The sequence below is a fragment of the Saccharothrix texasensis genome (assembly GCF_003752005.1).
GTDB lineage: Bacteria > Actinomycetota > Actinomycetes > Mycobacteriales > Pseudonocardiaceae > Actinosynnema > Actinosynnema texasense.
The window spans coordinates 3,734,192-3,753,742 of record NZ_RJKM01000001.1 but is presented as its reverse complement, the minus strand read 5'-3'; the positions used below and the strand labels follow the sequence as shown (position 1 = coordinate 3,753,742).

General features: G+C 70.9%; 19 protein-coding genes and 1 tRNA gene. 15 read left to right on the top strand and 5 right to left on the bottom strand.

Annotation, left to right across the window (positions count from 1 at the left end; genetic code table 11):
• Positions 1-110: 110 nt before the first annotated feature.
• The 7 genes from EDD40_RS15460 to EDD40_RS15425 all read left to right on the top strand — a co-directional run bounded on the left by EDD40_RS15460 (position 111) and on the right by EDD40_RS15425 (position 6,574).
• Entirely contained in the window at positions 111-956 is an 846-nt protein-coding gene (locus tag EDD40_RS15460; protein ID WP_123743533.1) for an oxygenase MpaB family protein, read from the top strand.
• A gap of 86 nt (positions 957-1,042) precedes the next feature.
• Positions 1,043-1,117: transfer RNA gene (locus tag EDD40_RS15455), tRNA-Ile, on the top strand.
• A gap of 1,710 nt (positions 1,118-2,827) precedes the next feature.
• A complete protein-coding gene (locus EDD40_RS15445) occupies positions 2,828-3,130 on the top strand; it encodes a hypothetical protein (RefSeq protein ID WP_148088811.1) in 303 nt (100 codons plus the stop codon).
• Between the two features lie 321 nt (positions 3,131-3,451).
• Complete coding sequence (locus EDD40_RS15440; RefSeq protein ID WP_123743531.1) at positions 3,452-4,522, top strand: sigma-70 family RNA polymerase sigma factor; 1,071 nt, start codon at positions 3,452-3,454, stop codon at positions 4,520-4,522.
• 34 nt (positions 4,523-4,556) lie between these two features.
• Positions 4,557-5,984: an MFS transporter gene (locus EDD40_RS15435; protein WP_246037677.1), complete on the top strand. Its 1,428-nt coding sequence runs from the start codon at positions 4,557-4,559 to the stop codon at positions 5,982-5,984.
• Between the two features lie 22 nt (positions 5,985-6,006).
• Entirely contained in the window at positions 6,007-6,237 is a 231-nt protein-coding gene (locus tag EDD40_RS15430) for a ribbon-helix-helix domain-containing protein (protein WP_123743529.1), read from the top strand.
• Entirely contained in the window at positions 6,224-6,574 is a 351-nt protein-coding gene (locus EDD40_RS15425; protein ID WP_123743528.1) for a type II toxin-antitoxin system PemK/MazF family toxin, read from the top strand. The genes EDD40_RS15430 and EDD40_RS15425 overlap by 14 nt, the downstream gene beginning before the upstream one ends.
• A 51-nt stretch (positions 6,575-6,625) precedes the next feature.
• Here EDD40_RS15425 and EDD40_RS15420 read toward each other — a convergent pair whose 3' ends face one another.
• A complete protein-coding gene (locus EDD40_RS15420) occupies positions 6,626-6,820 on the bottom strand; it encodes a ferredoxin (protein ID WP_123743527.1) in 195 nt (64 codons plus the stop codon).
• Entirely contained in the window at positions 6,817-8,016 is a 1,200-nt protein-coding gene (locus EDD40_RS15415) for a cytochrome P450 (protein ID WP_123743526.1), read from the bottom strand. The genes EDD40_RS15420 and EDD40_RS15415 overlap by 4 nt, the downstream gene beginning before the upstream one ends.
• Before the next feature lie 186 nt (positions 8,017-8,202).
• Between EDD40_RS15415 and EDD40_RS15410 the strand changes: the two genes are divergently transcribed.
• The 3 genes from EDD40_RS15410 to EDD40_RS15400 are packed head-to-tail and all read left to right on the top strand — an operon-like array spanning position 8,203 to position 10,159.
• A complete protein-coding gene (locus tag EDD40_RS15410) occupies positions 8,203-9,075 on the top strand; it encodes an ABC transporter ATP-binding protein (RefSeq protein WP_123748042.1) in 873 nt (290 codons plus the stop codon).
• A complete protein-coding gene (locus tag EDD40_RS15405) occupies positions 9,072-9,923 on the top strand; it encodes an ABC transporter permease (RefSeq protein WP_123743525.1) in 852 nt (283 codons plus the stop codon). The genes EDD40_RS15410 and EDD40_RS15405 overlap by 4 nt, the downstream gene beginning before the upstream one ends.
• Entirely contained in the window at positions 9,920-10,159 is a 240-nt protein-coding gene (locus EDD40_RS15400; RefSeq protein ID WP_123743524.1) for a helix-turn-helix transcriptional regulator, read from the top strand. Before EDD40_RS15405 ends, EDD40_RS15400 begins: the two co-directional genes overlap by 4 nt.
• Before the next feature lie 39 nt (positions 10,160-10,198).
• Here the strand turns inward: EDD40_RS15400 and EDD40_RS15395 are convergent, their stop codons facing one another.
• Together EDD40_RS15395 and EDD40_RS15390 are read right to left on the bottom strand one after the other, a co-directional pair.
• Entirely contained in the window at positions 10,199-11,359 is a 1,161-nt protein-coding gene (locus tag EDD40_RS15395; protein ID WP_123743523.1) for a macrolide family glycosyltransferase, read from the bottom strand.
• Between the two features lie 130 nt (positions 11,360-11,489).
• Positions 11,490-12,074, bottom strand: coding sequence for a TetR/AcrR family transcriptional regulator (locus tag EDD40_RS15390; protein ID WP_201438982.1), 585 nt, complete (start codon positions 12,072-12,074; stop codon positions 11,490-11,492).
• A 60-nt stretch (positions 12,075-12,134) separates the two neighbouring features.
• Between EDD40_RS15390 and EDD40_RS15385 the strand changes: the two genes are divergently transcribed.
• From EDD40_RS15385 to EDD40_RS15365, 5 genes are all read left to right on the top strand, one after another.
• Entirely contained in the window at positions 12,135-13,238 is a 1,104-nt protein-coding gene (locus EDD40_RS15385; protein WP_123743522.1) for an FAD-dependent monooxygenase, read from the top strand.
• A gap of 201 nt (positions 13,239-13,439) precedes the next feature.
• Complete coding sequence (locus EDD40_RS15380; RefSeq protein ID WP_123743521.1) at positions 13,440-14,600, top strand: nitric oxide synthase oxygenase; 1,161 nt, start codon at positions 13,440-13,442, stop codon at positions 14,598-14,600.
• Positions 14,601-14,695: 95 nt separating this feature from the next.
• Complete coding sequence (locus EDD40_RS15375; RefSeq protein WP_123743520.1) at positions 14,696-15,793, top strand: Re/Si-specific NAD(P)(+) transhydrogenase subunit alpha; 1,098 nt, start codon at positions 14,696-14,698, stop codon at positions 15,791-15,793.
• Positions 15,790-16,113 carry an NAD(P) transhydrogenase subunit alpha part 2 gene (locus EDD40_RS15370; protein WP_425471192.1) on the top strand — a complete coding sequence of 108 codons (324 nt, stop codon included), beginning with the start codon at positions 15,790-15,792 and terminating at the stop codon, positions 16,111-16,113. The genes EDD40_RS15375 and EDD40_RS15370 overlap by 4 nt, the downstream gene beginning before the upstream one ends.
• Positions 16,110-17,477: an NAD(P)(+) transhydrogenase (Re/Si-specific) subunit beta gene (locus EDD40_RS15365; protein WP_123743518.1), complete on the top strand. Its 1,368-nt coding sequence runs from the start codon at positions 16,110-16,112 to the stop codon at positions 17,475-17,477. Before EDD40_RS15370 ends, EDD40_RS15365 begins: the two co-directional genes overlap by 4 nt.
• 25 nt (positions 17,478-17,502) lie before the next feature.
• Here EDD40_RS15365 and EDD40_RS15360 read toward each other — a convergent pair whose 3' ends face one another.
• Positions 17,503-19,551, bottom strand: coding sequence for a PAS domain S-box protein (locus EDD40_RS15360; RefSeq protein ID WP_123743517.1), 2,049 nt, complete (start codon positions 19,549-19,551; stop codon positions 17,503-17,505).

Sequence of the window (19,551 nt, the reverse complement as noted above, 5' to 3'; positions counted from 1 at the left end):
AGCCCCAGGTCAACCGGCCTGGGGTTTCGTCGTGTCATGGGGTCCGGGTACCCGCGAGTCACCCGTTTGTCACCCTCTCGTGGCTGGTTTCTTCGGGCAGGCTGGGCCGCATGGCCGACCGCTTCGCCAACCGCCGCCGGATCACCTCGCTCGACCCCGAGCGGGACCACGCCGAGATCATGCGCATCTCGTCCGGGTACGAGTTCCCGTGGGACTACGTGCGGTCGCTGGAGTTCGCCCTGTTCCGGACGTACTGCGTGCCGTCCATCTCGGCGCTGCTGGCCAAGACCGGCGAGTTCGAGCGCCGGCCGCAGCAGCGCTACGACGACACGGCGCTGCTGATGGCCGAGCTGGTGGAGCACGGCTACGACTCGCCGCGCGGCCGTGAGGCGCTGCGCGTGGTGAACCGGCTGCACGGGCGGTACGACATCTCGAACGACGACATGCGGTACGTGCTGTCCACGTTCATCTTCGACCCGATCGAGTGGATCACCCGCTTCGGCTGGCGGCCCTTGACCGACCACGAGCGGCTGGGCGCGTTCCACTTCTACCGCGCCGTCGGCCACCGGATGGGCATCAAGGACCTGCCGCCCGACTACTCCTCCTACGCGGCGTTCAAGCGCGAGTACGAGGCGGAGCACTTCACCTACAGCGACACCAACCGCGCGATCGGCCAGTACACGCTGGACCTGTTCTGCTCCTGGTACCCGGCGCCACGCGCGCTGACGTCCCGCGCGGTGCTGGCGATGCTGGACGAGCCGATGCTGACCGCCTTCGGCTTCCCCGCCCAGCCGGCGTGGCTCACCAAAGCCGCCCGAACCGCCCTGCGCGCCCGCGCCACCACCGTCCGCCTCCTCCCACCCCGCACCACACCACGCCTGACCAACGACCCGAAGAACCGCAGCTACCCGGGCTACCCCGCGGGCTACCGGCCGACCGACCTCGGAGCCCCGTAGTCCGGGAGTGCACAGCTTGGTCACGCCGGCCGGGTTGTCGAGACGCGGGGGAGCCACCCTCTGTACCCTCCGGAACCGCACGTCAGGGGGCGGTAGCTCAGCCGGTCAGAGCAGCGGACTCATAATCCGTCAGGTCGTGGGTTCGAACCCCACTCGCCCCACTGTCGGTGCTGGTCACGAGGGTGGCGTTGAGCCGTCGCAGGATCAACGCCACCCTCCGTCCCTTGGACTGTCCTGCTACGAGGACGGCGCGAGTGGGGCGTTCGGTGTGACGGCGGATTGTCCGACCGCGCGCAAGCACGCCGCACAAGCCCGTGAAGACGGGTTCCACCTGCTTCTTCCGGTCACGAACGAACATGTCGCCGAGTTGATCCGTGAGTTCGAAGTCGAGCACGGCGATCACGTGTGCGGTGTTGGTTGCTGGAGTTGATCGGTGAAGCTCGGTCGCCGCAGACGGTCGGCTTGTTCGTCGAAGAACTCTGCGGCGCAGATGACGCTCTTCGATCGTGGACGGTGTCCGGGCTGGAGGAGGTCGCCGCAAGGAAACCCGTCGGCTGCTCTGGGAATGGCGAACGTCGCCCGCCCGATGACCCGCTGCGGACGACGGCGACTTTCGCTTCACATGGCGCGGGACTCATCGGGTGTGCTCGTCGTCGTGCTGCGTTGGGTTTCCTCTCGCTGGTAGGAGCACTACCCGCCCTTGGTTGCGGCATTCGCGATCCTCAAGGACAAGGATCGTGGTCTCTGTGTCCGGCTCACGGTAAACGTGACCGAATAGGACCTCGAAGCGCACAACCTGATGAACGGACGCCACAAGTGAAGCTCGGACGATAGCCGGGCTCGTGCCGAGTTGCTGGAGGAGATCCGTCGACTGACGGTCGACGGGAAATCGCGACAGGAGCGGGATCAGTCGCCCCGGCACGAGAAGGGGCCGCGTGGAGGCGATCACGCCGTCACTCAGGGGTGCAGCGCTTCTCCGAATGCGCTGATGAACGACGGCACGCCGAATGACGTCGCAGGGGCGGCCGAGGGGGAGGAGTTGGTCCGACAGACCTTCACGAAGGCTTGCGCCTGCAGGGAGTGCTGAGGCGAGGGCTGAGGCGAGGGCTGCGTCGCGGAGACCGGTCGGTCGCCGCGGTTGAACGGCTTCAGCGGGTCGGTGGTGGGTGCGGTGGCGGCGGGTGGGTGTCGGTCGGGACCCTGGGGGACGACTGACGGCGCGCGGCGTTGTCCGCGCCCTGGGCATGGTCCTCTTCATAATCGATATAACCTGCGAAGACGTCGGGAATCGGCAGGTCGACAGCATGCCCGGTCATCTTTCGCGTCCTCCCCGGCTGTCACGGGACGAGGTCAATCACGCGTTCGGGTGGTACCTGAATGCTAAGGAAGCATCGGTTGTCGGCGTATGATCTTCATACGGAGGTCTACCGCCGACTCGGTGAACTTGGCGAACATCATTCACACGTAGCGAACGCATAGCCGACAGATACAGCCTGCGCATCACACGATAGGGTGAAGTGGTGTGTCAACGTTCTCTTAACCGCCGGTGCGGCTATATAACTATAGTGTCACTTCTCGCAAAGTGGCGTTGAACCTGTGTGGTTCATCGAAACGGCCCGCCGCTCGGGACCGACCAACACGCAGTAAGGCTCGGGCGGTGGGCTGCTACACCTGCCGCTACTGTCAGTGATGACGGCGGTCCGTGTCCTCACTCGATCGGGGACACCTTTGTTCTCGCGTGTGAACGAGCTTGAACGACGTTGCTCGATCTGGTGCGCTTGAGCCGTCCCACCGTAAGGGCCTTGGTCGGTCCCGAGCGGCGGGCCGTTTCGATATCCGCACAGTGAGTACAACGTCAATAAGGAATGATCTTGCTGATCTCCTTGCGGGAGGGGCAGTCCTCTGCCCCCTCCCTGCGTAGCGAGTTAGTCGCATTCGCCCTGCCAGTGGGGTTCACGGCGAGCTTTCTCGTCGCCTGCTTGACGAGCCAGTTCGACTACGGAGAACCGTGGGGGCAGGCAGCTTTCGCACTGGGGCTTTTGTCATCCCTCCAACTGGTCGTACAGGTGGCCGGACGTTTCTGGCGTCGCTTCGGTCCCGACGGCATCGTCACGTTCACGATGACCTTCAACTTCCGCAAGAAGCCGCCGAAGGGCGAGGACGCCCCCGGCTGACGCAACGCGGTTCCCGCTGACCATGCCCGGTGCTCCGCCGCTACTGCGGAGCACCGGGCAATGCCACGTCAAGGGTCATTTCGAGCGAAGTCCCGCTCGGCGTCGGCGGAGGCGGGTGGAGGTGGTCTTGGCGGCAAGATCGCAGGTGGCGGTGGCATCGCCGGGGTGCCGGGGCGCGTGGCGCCGGAGAGGTGGTTCCGGGTCGACCAGTTTCCGGTCCCGGTGGTGTCTGCCCTTCCGAGATCAGCGTTCCGCCCGCACGACCACGCCGATCGGGCGGTGGACGGTGCGGGTGGGCGGGGAGCGGAAGTGGGGAGCAGCATGCGAGAGGTGTCGCTGGTCAGGGGGAGTGACGTGGCGCAGCGCCCGGCGGGGGAGTTGTTGGCGTTGGCGCGCGGAGGGGACGGGGAGGCGTTTCGGCGGCTCGTGGAGCCCTACCGGCGGGAGTTGCAGGTTCACTGCTATCGCGTCCTCGGGTCCGTGCACGACGCCGAGGACCTGGTGCAGGAGACGTTGTTGGCGGCGTGGCGGGGGATCGGCGGGTTCGAGGAGCGGGCCTCGGTGAGGACTTGGCTGTACCGCATCGCGACCAACCGGTGCCTCAACGCGTTGCGGGCCGGTGGTCGTCGGCTGGTCGACCCGGTGGCCGTCCGAACGGAGGTCGCGTTGCCCGAGCCGTCCCACCGCCGGTCCGAGCCGAGCTGGCTGGAGCCGTACCCGGACTCGCTGCTCGACGAGGTCGCCGACCGCGCGCCGGGCCCCGAGGCGCGGTACGAGGTCAGGGAGTCGGTGTCGTTGGCGTTCCTCACCGCCTTGCAGGAGCTGCCGCCGAAGCAGCGGGCCGTGCTGGTGCTGCGGGACGTGCTGGGGTTCCGGGCCGCCGAGGTCGCGACCATCCTCGACACGTCCGAGAACGCGGTCACCAGCGCGTTGAAACGAGCCCGGGGCACGCTCGCGCACGAACTGCCGGCCCGGGAGAGCGCGCCGCTGCCGAACTCGCCGGGCGAACGCCGGGTGGTGGACGACTTCGCCCGCGCGTTCCAGACCGGTGACGTGGACGCGGTGGTGGAGCTGCTGACGAGCGACGCGCGGCTGACCATGCCGCCGATGCCGCTGGAGTACCGGGGCCTGGACGACGTCCGCCACTTCCTGGCCACCGTGGCGCTGCACCACGACCGGCGGCACGTGCTGATCCCGACGCGCGCCAACGGCCAGCCCGCTTTCGGCTGCTACCTGCGCGACCCGCGGACCCCGGTCCTGCACGCGCACGGCGTCCTGGTGCTGACCCTGGCCGGTGACCGGATCACCGGGCTCACCCGGTTCCACGACAACGGCTTCCTGCCCCTCTTCGGGCTGCCGCGGTCGCTGCGCGCCTCCATCGGCAGCGCGTGAGCGCGGAACCCGACCGGCGGACGACAGGAGCACGGTGAGCACCGCGACGGGACGGATGACGTCCAAGCAGGCGTGGACCTTGGGGCTGGCCTCGCTGGCGTCGTTCATGATGGCCCTGGACAGCCTGGTCGTGACCACCGCGTTGAGCACGATCCGCGCGGACCTGGCGGCGTCGGTCGAGCAGCTCGAGTGGGTCGTCAACGCCTACAACCTGACGTTCGCGGCGCTGCTGCTCACGGGCGCCGCGCTGGGTGACCGGTTCGGCCGCCGCAAGGTGTTCGCCACCGGTCTGGCGCTGTTCACCGCCGCGTCGGTGGCGTGCGCGCTGGCGCCGGACGTCGTCTTCCTGATCGTGTCCCGCGCGGCGCAGGGCGCGGGCGCCGCGCTGGTGCTGCCGCTGTCGCTCACGCTGGTCACCGCGGTCTTCCCGCCGCAGGTGCGCGGCAGGGCGATGGGCCTCTACCTCGGCCTGACCGGTCTGGCCACGTTCAGCGGCCCGTTCATCGGCGGCGCGATCGCGCAGGGCCTGGCCTGGCAGTGGATCTTCTGGCTGAACCTGCCGGTCGGCGTCGTCGCGATCCTGCTCGCCACGCGCCGGGTGGACGAGAGCACCGGCCCGAACGACAAGCTCGACCTGGGCGGTCTCGCCCTGGTGACGCTGGGCGCGTTCGGCGTCATCTGGGCGCTGGTGCGCGGCAACGCGGCGGGGTGGGGCAGCGTCGAGGTCGTCGGCTCGGCTGTGGTCGGTATCGTGCTGGTGGTCTCGTTCGTGCGCCACGAGCGGCGCACACCGCGGCCGATGGTCCCGATGGGCTTGTTCGAGCTGCGGGCGTTCGCCACGGCCAACCCGGCGAACTTCCTGGTGTTCGCCTCGCTCTACGGCACGATGTTCTTCCTCGCCCAGTACTTCCAGCTCGTCAAGGGCCACGGTCCGCTCGTCGCCGGCCTGATGCTGATGCCGTGGACCGGCACGCTCATGGTGTGCGCGCCGATCGCCGGTCGCCTGGTCGACCGGGTGGGTGAGCGGAGGTTCGTCGTCGGCGGCTTGTTCCTGCAGGCGGTCGGCATGGCGTGGATCGCGGTCGTCGTCGACGCCGACACGTCCTACCTGGAGATCCTGCCCGCGCTGGTCGTCGGCTCGGTCGGCATCACGGCGGCGATGCCCGCCGCGCAGAAGGCGGTCGTGGGGGCGGTGCCGCCGCAGCGGATCGGCCAGGCGTCCGGTGTCTTCATGATGCTGCGCATGTTCGGTGGCGTGTTCGGCACCTCGGTGTCGGTGGCGGTCTTCGGCGCCGCCGGCGGCTACGCGACGGCCGCGCAGTTCAGCGACGGCTTCTCGGCCTCGATGACCGCGGTCGCCGCGCTGGCGTTCGCCGGCACGGCGATCGGGCTGGCGATGCCGGGCAGGCGCCCGGCCCCGGCCGACGTGCCGACGCCCGCGGACGAGGTTCCGGCCGGGTAGTACCGGAGGTAGCATCGACGGTATGAAAATCAGTGTGAGCCTCCCCGAGGAGGACGTAGAGTTCGTTGATCGCTACCTGCGGCAACATCGGAGCGCATCGCGGTCGTCGGTGATCCACCAGGCGATCACGCTGCTGCGCGAGGCGGGTCTGGAGAACGCCTACGCGAGCGCGTGGGAAGAGTGGGAAGCCGGAGGAGACGCCGACATGTGGGACGTGACCGCGCCAGACGGTGTCCTCGATGCGGCGAGGTGACATCTACTGGGTGGACCTGGAGCCGGCGCAGGGCGCCGAGGCCAACAAGATCCGCCCGGCCGTGGTCGTCAGCAACGACGCGGCGAACCGGGCCGCCGGACGGGGTGGCGGCCGGGGTGTGGTGACGGTCGTGCCGATCACCTCCAACACCGCGAAGGTGTACCCGTTCCAGGTGCTGCTGCCCGCCAAGGACTGCGGGCTCGGCGCGGACTCGAAGGCCCAGGCCGAGCAGGTGCGCACGGTCACCGCGGCCAGGCTCCGCGCCCGGATCGGCGGCCTGCCGCCGGCGGTGCTCAAGCAGCTCGACGAGGCACTGCGCGTGCACCTGTCGCTCTGAGCCGCCGTTCACCGCCCGGGACCGCCCGAAGACGGCCCCCGGCGGCTCACGTCACTCCACGACGCGGATGGCCCCGGCCGGGCAGAGGTGCGCCGCTTCGCGCGCCGCCTTCTCGTGCTCGCCCGTGGGGGACGGCTGCAGCAGCACGACCGTCCCGTCCACCTCGTCCTGGTCGAACACGTCGGCGTCGGTCAGCGCGCACATGCCCGCCCCCGCGCACCGGTCAGGATCCACTTCGATCTTCACGAGAACTCCACCGGCAGCTCGTGCACCCCGTAGATGGCCATGTCGGTGCGCAGCTTGACATCCTCGGCGGGCACGGCGAGCCGCAGGTCCGGGAACTCCCGGAACAGCGCGGCGAACCCGACCCTCATCTCGATCCGGGCCAGCTGCTGCCCGAGGCACTGGTGCACGCCGTGGCCGAACGCGAGGTGCCCGGCCGCGGACCGGCGGACGTCGAACTCGTCCGGCCGCTCGAACCGCGCCGGGTCCCGGTTGGCGGCGGCCACCGAGATCGAGACCGACTCGCCCGCCTTGACCACCACGCCGCCGATCTCCACGTCCTCCAACGCCGTGCGCAGCGTGCCGAACTGGATGATCGACAGGTACCGCATCAGCTCCTCGACCGCGTTGTCCACCAGCGACGGGTCGGCTTGCAGCGCGGCCAGCTGCTCGGGGTGCCGCAACAGCAACATCGTGCCGATACCCAGCATGTTCGCCGTGGTCTCGTGGCCGGCGACGAGCAGGAGCAGCCCCATGTTGGCGACTTCCTCGTCGGTCAGCTCGCCGGTGGCGACCAGCCCGGACAGCATGTCGTCGCCCGGCTCGACGTGCTTGCGCTTCGCGAGCTGGAGCACGAAGTCCTCCAGCCGCTCGAACGCCTCCATGATCTCCTCGAACGTGGAGTCGAGCCGCAGCGCCTTGGCGGTGTCCTCCTGGAACGCCGCCCGGTCCTCGTAGGGCACGCCCAGCAGTTCGCAGATGACCATCGACGGCACCGGCAGCGCGAACTGCGCCACCAGGTCCGCCGACGTGCCGGAGGCGCGCATCGCGGCCAGGTGCTCGGCCACGATCTGCTCGATCCGGGGCATCAGCTGGTTCATCCGCCGCACGGTGAACTGGCCGGTCAGCAGCTTGCGGTAGCGGGTGTGGTCGGGCGCGTCCATCGCGATGAACATGCCCGGCTTGGCCGCCGGCCGCGGCGGCACCGGCTTGCCGGCCACCTTGCGCGGTGAGTGCTGCAGCTCGGACCGGCTGCTGAACCGGCGGTCGGCGTGCACCTCGCGGGCCAGCTCGTAGTTGGTCACGAGCCACCCCAGGTGCCCGTCGGGGAACTTCATCCTGCTGATCGGGGCCCGCTCGCGGAGCAACCCCAACTCCGCGGGCGGGTCGAACGCCGTGCTGCGTCGGCTCGGCAGCTCGGCGGACAGCGTTTCGGTCATCTCGCACACCTCCCAGTGCGTTAAGGGACCTACTTCGCAACGTACAGAAGTTTCACGAAGCCGTGAAGTAAATAAGTCGTAGGGAACGGCAGTAGTACGTGTGATAGCAGGTGTGCTACAAAATGCCGGACAACTCAGACAAGGGGGAGGTGAGGGTCCTTGGTCATCGAGGTGCGCGATCTGCGGATGCGCTACGGCACGACGGACGTGCTGCACGGGGTCGACTTCACCGCGGGCCCGGGTGAGGTGGTGGCCCTGCTCGGGCCCAACGGCGCGGGCAAGACCACGACGATCGAGATCCTGGAGGGCTTCCGGCTGCCCTCCGACGGCCACGTCCGGGTGCTGGGCGTCGACCCGGCCGTCGGCGACGAGGCCTGGCGGGCCAGGCTGGGCGTGGTGCTCCAGTCCTGGCGCGACCACGGCCGCTGGAAGGTGCGCGAGCTGCTGCACCACCTGGGTCGCTACTACGCGCCCTACGCGACACCGCACGAGTCGCGGCCGTTCGACACCGACGAGCTGATCGAGACCGTCGGCCTGACCGGGCACGCGCACAAGAAGATCAGCAGCCTCTCCGGCGGCCAGCGGCGGCGGCTGGACGTGGCGATCGGCATCGTCGGCAAGCCGGACCTGCTGTTCCTGGACGAGCCGACGGCCGGGTTCGACCCGCACGCGCGGCGGGACTTCCACGACCTGGTGCACCGGCTGTCGGACCTGGAGGGCATGACGATCCTCCTCACCACGCACGACCTGGCCGAGGCGGAGAAGCTGGCCGACCGGATCCTGGTGCTGGCGGGCGGGCGGATCATCGCCGACGGCAGCCCGGACCAGCTCAGCCGCCGGGTCGCGGGCAAGTCCGAGGTCCGCTGGACGCACGACGGCCTTCGGCACGTGCACACGACCGACGACGCGACGGCGTTCGTCCGCGACCTGTTCCGCCAGCACGCGACGGGCGTCTCCGAGCTGGAGGTGCGCCGCAGCACGTTGGAGGACACCTACCTGGCCCTCGTGCAGCGGCACGAGAGCGGCCAGGCGACCGAGGAGGAGGTGGCGCTCCGGTGAACACCAAGGCACAGGCCATCCGGCTCGGCGTGGACCGCGGCGTGCGCGAGTTCCGCCACTCCCTGGGCAGCTCGGACCAGGGGTACAACCTGTTCACCGGGCTGGCCGCGCTGACCGTGCTGTGGTTCCAGCGCGACTCGCCCGTCGACGGCGCCGGCCTCTCGCTCGCCGCGCTCACCCTGCCCGGCCTGCTCGGCATGGGGATCGTGTTCGGCGCCCTGGTCGGACCGGCCGGCCAGCTCTCGGTCAACCGGGAGGACGGCACGCTGCTGCGCGCCAAGGCGGTGCCGCACGGGATGGTCGGCTACCTGGTCGGCCGGACCGTGCAGACGTCGCTGGACTCCCTGGTCGGTCTGCTGATCGTGCTGGTGCCGGGCCTGTTCCTGGTGAACGTGCTGGCGGACGCGGGCGTGGGCGGCATCCTCGGCCTGCTCGCCGTGCTGGCGTTCGGGATGGTGTCGATGATGCCGTGGGGCGCGGTCGCCGGGTCGATCACCAAGAGCCCGGGCAGCGCGATGGGCATCACGATGCTGCCGATGATGGGTGTCGTGGCGATCTCGGGCATCTTCTACCCGATCACCGCGATGCCCGGCTGGTTGCAGGGCGTGGCCCAGGTGTTCCCGGTGTACTGGGCCGGTCACGGCGCCAGGGCGGCGCTGCTGCCGGACTCGGCGGCGGCCGCGGAGATCGGCGGCTCCTGGCGGATCCTGGAGATGGCGGGCGTGCTCGGGGTGTGGACGGTGGTCGGTTTCCTGCTTGCGCCTACGATCCTGCGTCGGATGGCTCGGCGGGAGTCCGGCTCGGATATGGAGCAGCGCCGACAGGCGGCGTTGCAGAGGGTGCGATGAGCGAAAGCGTCTACAACCGGATCGCGATGCTGCGCGCGGAACGGGGAGTGTCACGCCGGCAGCTCTCCGAGGCGCTGGGCATCCACTACCAGACCGTCGGCTACCTGGAACGGGGCGAGTACAGCCCCAGCCTGTACCTGGCGCTGCGCATCGCGCAGTACTTCGAGGTGCCGGTGGAGGTCGTGTTCTCGACCGACCCGTTCCCCCGGCTGGGCAGCACGGAGCGGTCCGCGTAGACGAGGAGGGGCGGCGCCGCCGGGCGCCGCCCCCCGCCCTCACCTCAGCTCCGCCTCGACCACGTCGGCCGCCGCGGCGGTGCCGCCCGCCGCCCGGATCTCGGCCTTGAGCCCGGCCAGCCGCCGGGCCACCTCCGGGTCGTCCACCAGCTCCAGCACGGCGGAGCGCAGCACCTCGGCGGTGGCCTCCTCCCGCGGCACGTGCCTGCCGACGCCGAGGTCGACCAGCCGCACGGCGTTCATGACCTGCTCGCCGATCGCGGGCAGGCCGACCATCGGCACGCCGTGGTAGAGCCCTTCCATGGTGCCGCCCATGCCGCAGTGCGTGATGAACGCCTTGGCGTGCGACAGGATCTCCAGCTGCGGCACCCACCGGTGCAGCTCCACGTTCGACGGAGGCTCGCCCAGCTCGGCCGGGTCGACGTGCTTGCCGATGTTCACCACCACGTGCCAGTCGAGGTCGCCGAACGCCTCGAAGCACTGCCGGTAGATCCCCGGCTCGTTGGTGTAGGCCGACCCGAACGACACCAGCAGCACCGGCCGGTCGTCCGCGGGCCGTTCCCACGTGCCCTGGAACGACGACCGGTCGCTCAGGCACGGTCCCACGAACGTGTACTTCGGGTGCACCGACTCGTGGTTGGGCTGGAACGACCGCGCGATGCTCACCACCGCCCGGTCGGGGTGGCCGACGTAGGTGCGGGCGGGGATCGCGCAGCCCTCGGCGGCCAGCCACCCGTCCAGCTCGCCGAAGAACGCCTCCACGTCGGGGTGGTCGTACATGTCGGCCATCTCCTCCTCCCAGCCCTCGTACGCGACGAAGGTGGGGGAGAACTGGATCGCGGGCACGCCCCAGCGGCCCGCCAGCACGCGTGCGGTCCACGCGCCGATGTCGTAGACGACCAGGTCCGGCCGGTCGTCGGCGTAGGCGGCGGCCAGCACCGGCAGCACGGTCCTGGCCTCGCCGAGGAACAGGCGCATGGCGGGCGCCATCTCGGTCGGCCACTCGCGGTCGTCGGTGGGCAGGCTGGTCGGGTGGAGCACGGGCTCGGCGCCCGCCTTCGCGACGATGCCGGCGAAGCCGGGGTCGACCGCGTAGGTGACCCGGTGGCCCCGGTTCACCAGTTCGGTGACGACGGGCAGCGTGGGGTTGACGTGGCCGTGGCCGGGGATGTTGAAGAAAGCGATGTGCGACACGGGAATCTCCGCATGAGGTCAGGGTTGGCTCGATGACCCCGGCACGCGAGGCGCGTGGGGGTTGACGGCTGCCCTGGGCTCAGAGGTACTCGACGCGGAATGCCCACATGCGACCAACGGTAGCGCCGGGCGCCACTCATTTACCGAGCACGGCGCGCAACGCGGCGCGGATCGCGGAGGCCAGTTCGGCCCGGCTCCTCGGGGTGCCGGGGTCGGGTGCGCCGAGCGCGCCCGCGCCGACCAGCCGGTCGAACAGCAGCCCGTCCACGAACGCCACCAGCTCCCGGCTGCTCCGCTCCGGGTCCGGCGCGCCCAACGCGGCCAGCAGCTCCCGCGCCTGCGCGCGCGGCCGTTCCCCGTGGGCCAGGATGCCGCGCAGCTCCGGGTGGTGCGTGGCCTCCAGCAGGCACGCGTACCGGGCCAGCGTGCGCTCGCGGCCGGTCGTCATCCACTGGTCGAGCACGGTCGCGAGGCTCTCGGAGAGCAGGTCGGGGTCGAGCGGGACGTCGATCCGCGCCGCCGCCACCTCGGCGTCCTCCAGGTCGGCGAGGCGCTGCACGACGCCTTCGACGAGGGCCTTGCGGGTGCGGAAGTAGGCCGACGTCGAGCCGGTGGGCACGCCCGCCTGCGCGTCCACGGCGCGGTGGGTCAGCCCGCGCATGCCGCGGGTGGCCACCACGTGGATCGCCGCGTCGGCGAGGGCGGCCATGCGCTCCGTCACAGTGCGTCCTCCTTCTACACCTGTAGAGTACTGGTCTCTACAGGTGTAGAAGGAGCGGGCATGAAAGCGGTCGTGGTGGGCGGTGGCCTCGGCGGCGTCACGGCGGCGGTGGCGTTGCGGCGCGTCGGGTGGGAGGTCGCGGTGCTGGAGCGCGCGGCGGAGTTCGGCGAGGTGGGCGCGGGCGTCGGCGTGATGCCGAACGCGATGCGGGCGCTGGCGGCGCTGGGCCTGGCCGACGACGTGCGGCGGATCGGCACGCCCCGCGTGCCGGGCGGCATCCGCGACCGGAGGGGGCGGACGCTGACGCGCGTCGACGCGTCGCACCAGGACCACGTGGTCGCCGTGCACCGGGCGGACCTGCACCGGGTGCTGCGGTCGGCGCTGCCGGCGCGATGCCTGGTCACGGACACCGAGGTGCGCTCGCTGGACGACCTGGACGCGGACCTGGTGGTCGCCGCGGACGGCATCCGCAGCCGCGCCCGGGAGGCGCTGTTCCCGACATTGCCCCAGCCGGTGTACGCGGGCACCACGGCGTGGCGCAGCGTGACGACCGCCCGGTTCCCGCTCGACCTCGGCCTCAGCCAGACCCTCGGCCCCGGCACCGAGTTCGGCGTCCTCCCACTGGGTGACGGCCGGGTCTGCTGGTACGCGGCTGCGATCGCACCCGCCGGTGGCCGCTCGGCCGACGAGCTGGGCGAGGTGCGCCGGCTCTTCGCCGACTGGCACGACCCCATCCCCGCCCTGCTGGACGCCACGCCGCCGGCTGCCGTGCTGCGGCACGACATCCACGAGCTCGCCGCGCCGCTGCCGACCTACGTGCGCGGCCGGGTGGCGCTGCTCGGTGACGCCGCCCACGCGATGACGCCCTACCTGGGCCAAGGCGCGTGCATGGCGATCGAGGACGCCGTGGTGCTGGCCGCCGCCTGCGCCCGCGCCGACGACGTGCCGACCGCGCTCGCCGCCTACGACCGGCAACGCCGGCCGCGCACGCAGTCGATGGCGAAGGCGTCCCGGGCGCTCGGGCGGGTCGGGCACAAGGTGCGCAACCCGGTGGCCGTGGCCGCGCGGAACGCCGCGATGCGCGCGGTGCCGGCGTCGGTCGGGTTGCGCGGGATGTCGAAGTTCCTCGGGTGGACGCCACCGTCGTTGTCACCCGATAGGTGAAAAAGCGGCTGTGGGGTAAATCACAAGTTACTGCGAAAATTCGAGCGGATAACGATCGAATATCACTCGTTTTCGCAGGATGAGTCACTCTTCTGCGCGATCAAGCACTCACTCTGCGACACCAATAGGGTGGTGTCGCACCTCCCTGGTGCCCGGCACGGCGGTGCAGCAACCACGAAAGGGCAACTACGGTGTCGCGCCATGGCCCCCGTCCCCCCGTGTCCGGCTGAAGCCATTCCCCTGCACGACGCCGCCGCCCCCACCGTCGACCTCGCCGAGGCCGAGGAGTTCATCCGACTGCACCACGCCGAGGACCCCGACCTCGGCGCGGTCGAGCACCGCCTGGCCGAGGTGCACGCCGAGGTCGCCGCCACCGGCACGTACCGCCACACCCCCGACGAGCTGACGTTCGGCGCACGGGTGGCGTGGCGCAACAGCGCGCGCTGCATCGGGCGGCTGTACTGGCGCAGCCTCAAAGTCCGGGACCTGCGCGAGCTGCGCGACCCCAAGGAGATCGCGGACGAGTGCGTCGAGCACCTCAAGCTCGCCGCCAACGGCGGCAAGGTCCGCCCGGTGATCACCGTGTTCGCGCCCGACGAGCCGGGCCGGCCCGCGCCGAGGATCCGCAACGAGCAGCTGATCCGGTACGCGGGCTACGTCGGCTCGGACGGCGGCGTGCTGGGCGACCGGCGCAACGCCGAGCTGACCGCGACGGCCATCGACATGGGCTGGCGACCGCCCGCGCGACGCGGGCCGTTCGACGTGCTGCCGTTGATCGTGGAACGGGAGGACGCCGAACCGGCCATGGTCGAGCTGCCGCCCGACGCGGTGCTGGAGGTGCCGATCGGCCACCCCGAGCTGCCGTGGCTGGCCGACCTCGGGCTGCGCTGGCACGCCGTGCCGGCGATCAGCAACATGCGGCTGCGCATCGGCGGCATCGACTACCCGGCCGCGCCGTTCAACGGCTGGTACATGGGCACCGAGATCGGCGCGCGCAACTTCGCCGACGGCGACCGGTACGACCTGCTGCCCTACCTGGGCCGGCGGATGGGCCTGGACACCTCCTCGGTGCGGACGCTGTGGCAGGACCGGGTGCTGGTCGAGCTGAACCGCGCGGTGCTGCACTCGTTCGCCGCGGCGGGCGTGACGATCACCGACCACCACACCGAGTCGGACCGGTTCCTCACGCACCTCAAGAAGGAGGAAGAGGCGGGTCGCTCGTGCCCGGCGGACTGGACGTGGATCGTGCCGCCGATGTCGAGCGGGATCACCAGCGTCTTCCACCGGTACTACGACAAGCGGGAGCTGGTGCCCAACTTCTTCGCCGGTGACACCGAGGGCGTCTGCCCGGTGATCCACTGAGCGCGTCGCGGGAGATCTCAGCAAGACGTATGTACGGTTAACGTTAAGGCCAACCTGTGGCGTAGATCACCTTCGGCGGTCTAGGGTGACTCTCCGTGAGAGTGGGCATACCCGTCGAGGCGCGGCCCGCCGAGCGCCGCGTAGCCGGTCTACCGGAAACGGTGACCACGCTGATCGGTGCCGGACTCACGGTGGACGTGCAAGCCGGAGCGGGCAGACACGCCCACGCCTCGGACGCCGCCTACCGCGCAGCCGGTGCGAACGTCATCGCCGACCACCCGGCCGGGCAGTCCGACGTGATCGTCTCCGTCCAACCACCGACACCCGAGCAGGCCGCCGCCCTCCGCGAGGGCGACGTCACGATCAGCTTCCTGCAGCCCAACGCCGAGCCCGAGCTGATCGAGGTGCTCAAGGCCAGGAAGGTCACCGCGTTCAGCCTCGACCTGCTACCCCGGGTGACCAGGGCGCAGGCCGCGGACGCCCTGTCGTCGCAGGCCCTGGTGGCGGGGTACCGGGCGGTGCTGGAGGCCGCCAACCGGCTGCCCCGGTTCCTGCCCATGTTCACCACGGCGGCGGGCACCATCCCGCCCGCCAAGGTGCTCGTCCTCGGCGCGGGCGTGGCCGGGTTGCAGGCCATCGCCACCGCGCGGCGCCTCGGCGCCGTGGTCGAGGCCTACGACGTGCGCGCGGCGGCCAAGGACGAGGTCAAGAGCCTCGGCGCGCGGTTCCTCGAACTGGACCTCGAAACGCAGCAGGGCGTGTACGCCGAGGCGCAGTCGGAGACGTTCCTCGAACGCCAGCGCGAGCTGATCGCCGAGCGGGTCGCCGCCTCCGACGTGGTGATCTCCACCGCCGCCATCCCGGGCCGCAAGGCGCCCGTGCTGGTCACCAACGACATGCTCAAGGCGATGGCGCCCGGCTCGGTGGTGGTCGACCTGGCCGCCGAGTCCGGCGGCAACGTCACCGCGAGCAGCCCGGGTGAGGAGACCTGGGTCGGTGAGGTCCTGGTCTACGGCGCGCTGAACATGCCCAGCGGCATGCCCGTGCACGCCAGCAGGCTCTACGCGCGCAACGTGGCCAACCTCCTGATGATGATGACGGAGGACGGCCAGGTGGTCCCCGACCTCACCGACGAGGTGCTGTCCGGCTGCTGCCTCACGCACGCGGGCGAGCTGAGGAGGGAGCTGCGGTGATCGACCTGTTGACGATCTTCGTGCTGGCCGTGTTCGTCGGCTTCGAGGTCGTGTCGAAGGTGTCCACGATCCTGCACACGCCGCTGATGTCGGGCGCGAACGCGATCCACGGCGTGATCCTGGTCGGCGCCATCCTCATCACCGGGCGGGCCGAGCAGGCGCTGGAGGTCACCCTCGGCCTCGCCGCGGTCTTCCTGGCCACGGTCAACGTGGTCGGCGGCTTCGTGGTGACCGACCGGATGCTGGAGATGTTCAAGGGCCACAAGGCGGGCAGACCCGTCAAGAGCGCCGCCAACGGGCACAAGGAGGTGGGGGAGTGAGCCCCACCTGGGTCCAGCTCGCCTACCTGGTCGCCGCGCTGTGCTTCGTGCTCGCGCTCAAGGGCCTGAGCACCCCGAAGTACGCCCGCGCGGGCAACCTGGTCGGCGCGGCGGGCATGGCACTGGCCGTGGTCACCGCGTACGTCCACGGCGCCGTGCACAACGGGCTGCTGATCGTGCTCGCCGTGGCCGCGGGCGTGGTGGTGGGCATCCCGGCGGCGCGCTCGGTGAAGATGACCGCCATCCCGCAGATGGTGGCGCTGTTCAACGGCGTCGGCGGCGCGGCGGCGGCGCTGGTGGCGTTGACCGAGTTCCTGGCCGTCCCGCACGGCTCGGTGGCGTTCCAGCTCGCCACCGTGCTCACCGTGCTGATCGGCTCGGTCAGCTTCTCCGGCAGCGTGGTCACCTTCCTCAAGCTCCAGGAGGTCATGACCACCCGGCCGGTGCTGCTGCCCGCCGGTCAGCTGCTCGGCATCGGCGCGGCCGCGGTGAGCGCGCTGCTCGCGCTGTCGGTCGTGCTGACCGGCAACGGCCTGCTGCTGGTGCTGCTGGCGGTGGCGGGTCTCGCGCTGGGCGTGCTGTTCGTGCTGCCGGTGGGCGGCGCGGACGTGCCGATCGCGATCTCGCTGCTCAACGCGTTCACCGGCCTGGCCGTCGCCGCGTCCGGCTACGTGCTGGCCAACACCCTGCTGATCGTCGCGGGCACGCTCGTCGGCGCGTCCGGCACGATCCTGACCCGGCTGATGGCCCAGGCCATGGGCCGGCCGCTGACCAACATCCTGTTCGGCGCGTTCCAGGCGACCACGGCGACCGCGACCACCGACGAGCAGCGCACCGTGCGCTCCGGCACGGTGGAGGACGTGGCGATCCTGCTCGGGTACGCCCACTCCGTGCTGGTGGTCCCCGGTTACGGCCTGGCCGTGGCGCAGGGCCAGCACGCGGCGCGGGAGCTGGCGCAGGTGCTGGAACAGCGCGGGATCACCGTGCTCTACGGCATCCACCCGGTCGCGGGCCGCATGCCGGGCCACATGAACGTGCTGCTCGCCGAGGCGGACGTGCCGTACGAGCACCTCAAGGAGCTCGACGACGTCAACCCCGGCATCGGCAGCGTCGACGTGGTGCTGGTGGTCGGCGCGAACGACGTGGTCAACCCCGGGGCGCGGGACGAGCCGAGCAGCCCGATCTACGGCATGCCGATCTTCGACGTGGACCGGGCGAAGGCCGTGGTGTTCATGAAGCGCTCGATGCGGCCGGGCTTCGCGGGCGTGGACAACAGCCTGCTCTACAACCCGAAGACCACCATGCTGTTCGGCGACGCCAAGGAGTCGCTGACCAAGCTGCTGGCCGCGGTGAAGCACGTCTAGTGCCGCGACCCGCGCGGTCGCGGCACTAGGAGCCGGACAGCTCGTACCCCGGCACGACGGGAGCGAGGTGGTCGCCGTACGCGCCGTCCACCTCGACCCGCCGCCACCACGCCGTCCGCTCCTCCGTGGACAGGTCCGGCACCACCACCGCCACCCCGTAGTCCCGGATCAGCGGGATCATCAGCTCCACGGCGGTGTGCAGGAACGACTCGTGCGGCTCGGCGAGCCTGCCCACGATCGACGGGTCGAGGACCAGCGCGTCCACCGGCAGCTCGCCGAACAGCGACAGCTCGGCCTGCCCGCCGTTGAACCGGGTCAGCCCGGTGGAGATCCCGTTGTCCCGCAACACCTGCGCGTTGTCGTCGCCCCTGCCCTCCAGCATCGACCGGGTGTCCAGGAAGATCTGCAGCCGTGACGCCGGCAGGCCGCTCGCGTCCAACGTCCGCTTCACCGTGCGCACCAGGTCCTCGTCGCGGGACTGCATCGGCGACAGCTCGAAGTACAGGGTGCCGAACGACTCGGGCCCGGCCGCCACGGCGGCGGCCTCGTGCAGCGCCCACTGGCCGAGCGCCAGCGACAGCCCGGTCTCCTCGGCCAGCTCGACGCACTCGTGGTGCCCGACCTCGTCCCAGCGCAGCCGGGCCACGTGGCCGAGCACCTGCCCGCCGGCCAGGTCGACCACCGGTTGGTACTCGACCTCCAGCTCCTGCCCGGCCAGCGCGCCGGGCATCTTCGCCGCCCGCGCCTGCCGTTCCCGCCACTGCCGGTCGAGGTGCTTGTCGTAGGGCAGCCACTGCCGCTTGCCGCACGTCTTGGCGCGGCGCAGGGTCGCGTCGCCCGCGCGCAGGATCTCCGCGACCTCCCACCCGGCGGGCGGCCGGTCGACCACGCCGATGGACGCGGACAGGGCCACGCCGTCGTCGACCGGTTGCCGCAGCGTCTCGTTGATCAGCTCGACCATGTCGGGCACGCTCGGCGTGGTCGGCGAGTTGTCCACCACGATGCCGAACTCGTCGCCGCCGATCCGGGCGACCAGCGCCACGTCGTCGGAGACCAGGGCTTCGAGCCGGTGGCCGACCTCGGTGAGCAGCCGGTCGCCGAAGGCGTGGCCGAGGCCGTTGTTCACCAGCGAGAACGCGTCGAGGCCGAGGTGGTAGAGGGTGATCCCGCCGCGTGACGCGCCGTGCAGCGCCTCCAGCCGGGTGGCGAAGCGCTGCCGGTTGGACAGGCCGGTGAGCGGGTCGTGCAGCAGCTGGAAGTCCAGGTTCTTCTGCAGCAGGTGCAGCTCGCTGACGTCCTCGACCATGGTCACGTGGTACGCGGGCTCGCCGTCCGCGTCGCGCAGCGAGGACACCGCCAGGTGCACCCACACCGGCTCGCCGTCCTCGCGCAGCAGCCGCCGCTGCTCGCGCGTCCGCTCCACCCGGCCCTCGCCGACCTCCTCGTACCTGGTCGCCAGCGCCTCGGCGTCGTCCGGGTCGAACAGCTCGACCAGCCGCCGCCCGGTCAGCTCGCCCCGGTCGCGGCCGATCATCTCGGCGAGCGCCGCGTTCACCTCGACGCACCGGCCCTCCAGGTCGGTGATCACGATGCCGAACGCGGAGGAGTCGAACACCTCGCGGAACCGGGCCTCGCTGACCTCCAGCACGCGTTCGGCGCGCAGCTTGGCCGCCATCAGCGCGCGCTGGACCTCTTCCTGCTGGTCCAGCGCGTCCAGCCGCATCGCGGCGGCGAACCCGGCGCTCACCGCGCCCAGGATGGCGACGACCTTCTCCGCCGGCCCCGGCACGTCCCGCAGCTCGGGGCCCGCCAGCAGGGCGTGCCCGAGCACGTCCACCGTGCGCTGCAACGTCTCCGGGCCGGTGAAGTGGGCCTCGACCAGCCGGTGGCCGACCGCGGCGACCGGCTCGACGGCGAACGGCTCGGCCTGGACCGCGTCGGCGATCACGTCCACCAGCTCGAGCAGGTACAGCTCGATCTCGACCGGCGACATCGGCACGTAGGCGGTCGGGTAGACCGCCCGCATCCACTCCCGCGCGATGCCCTGCCGCCGGGTCCTATCGCGTGGCGACAC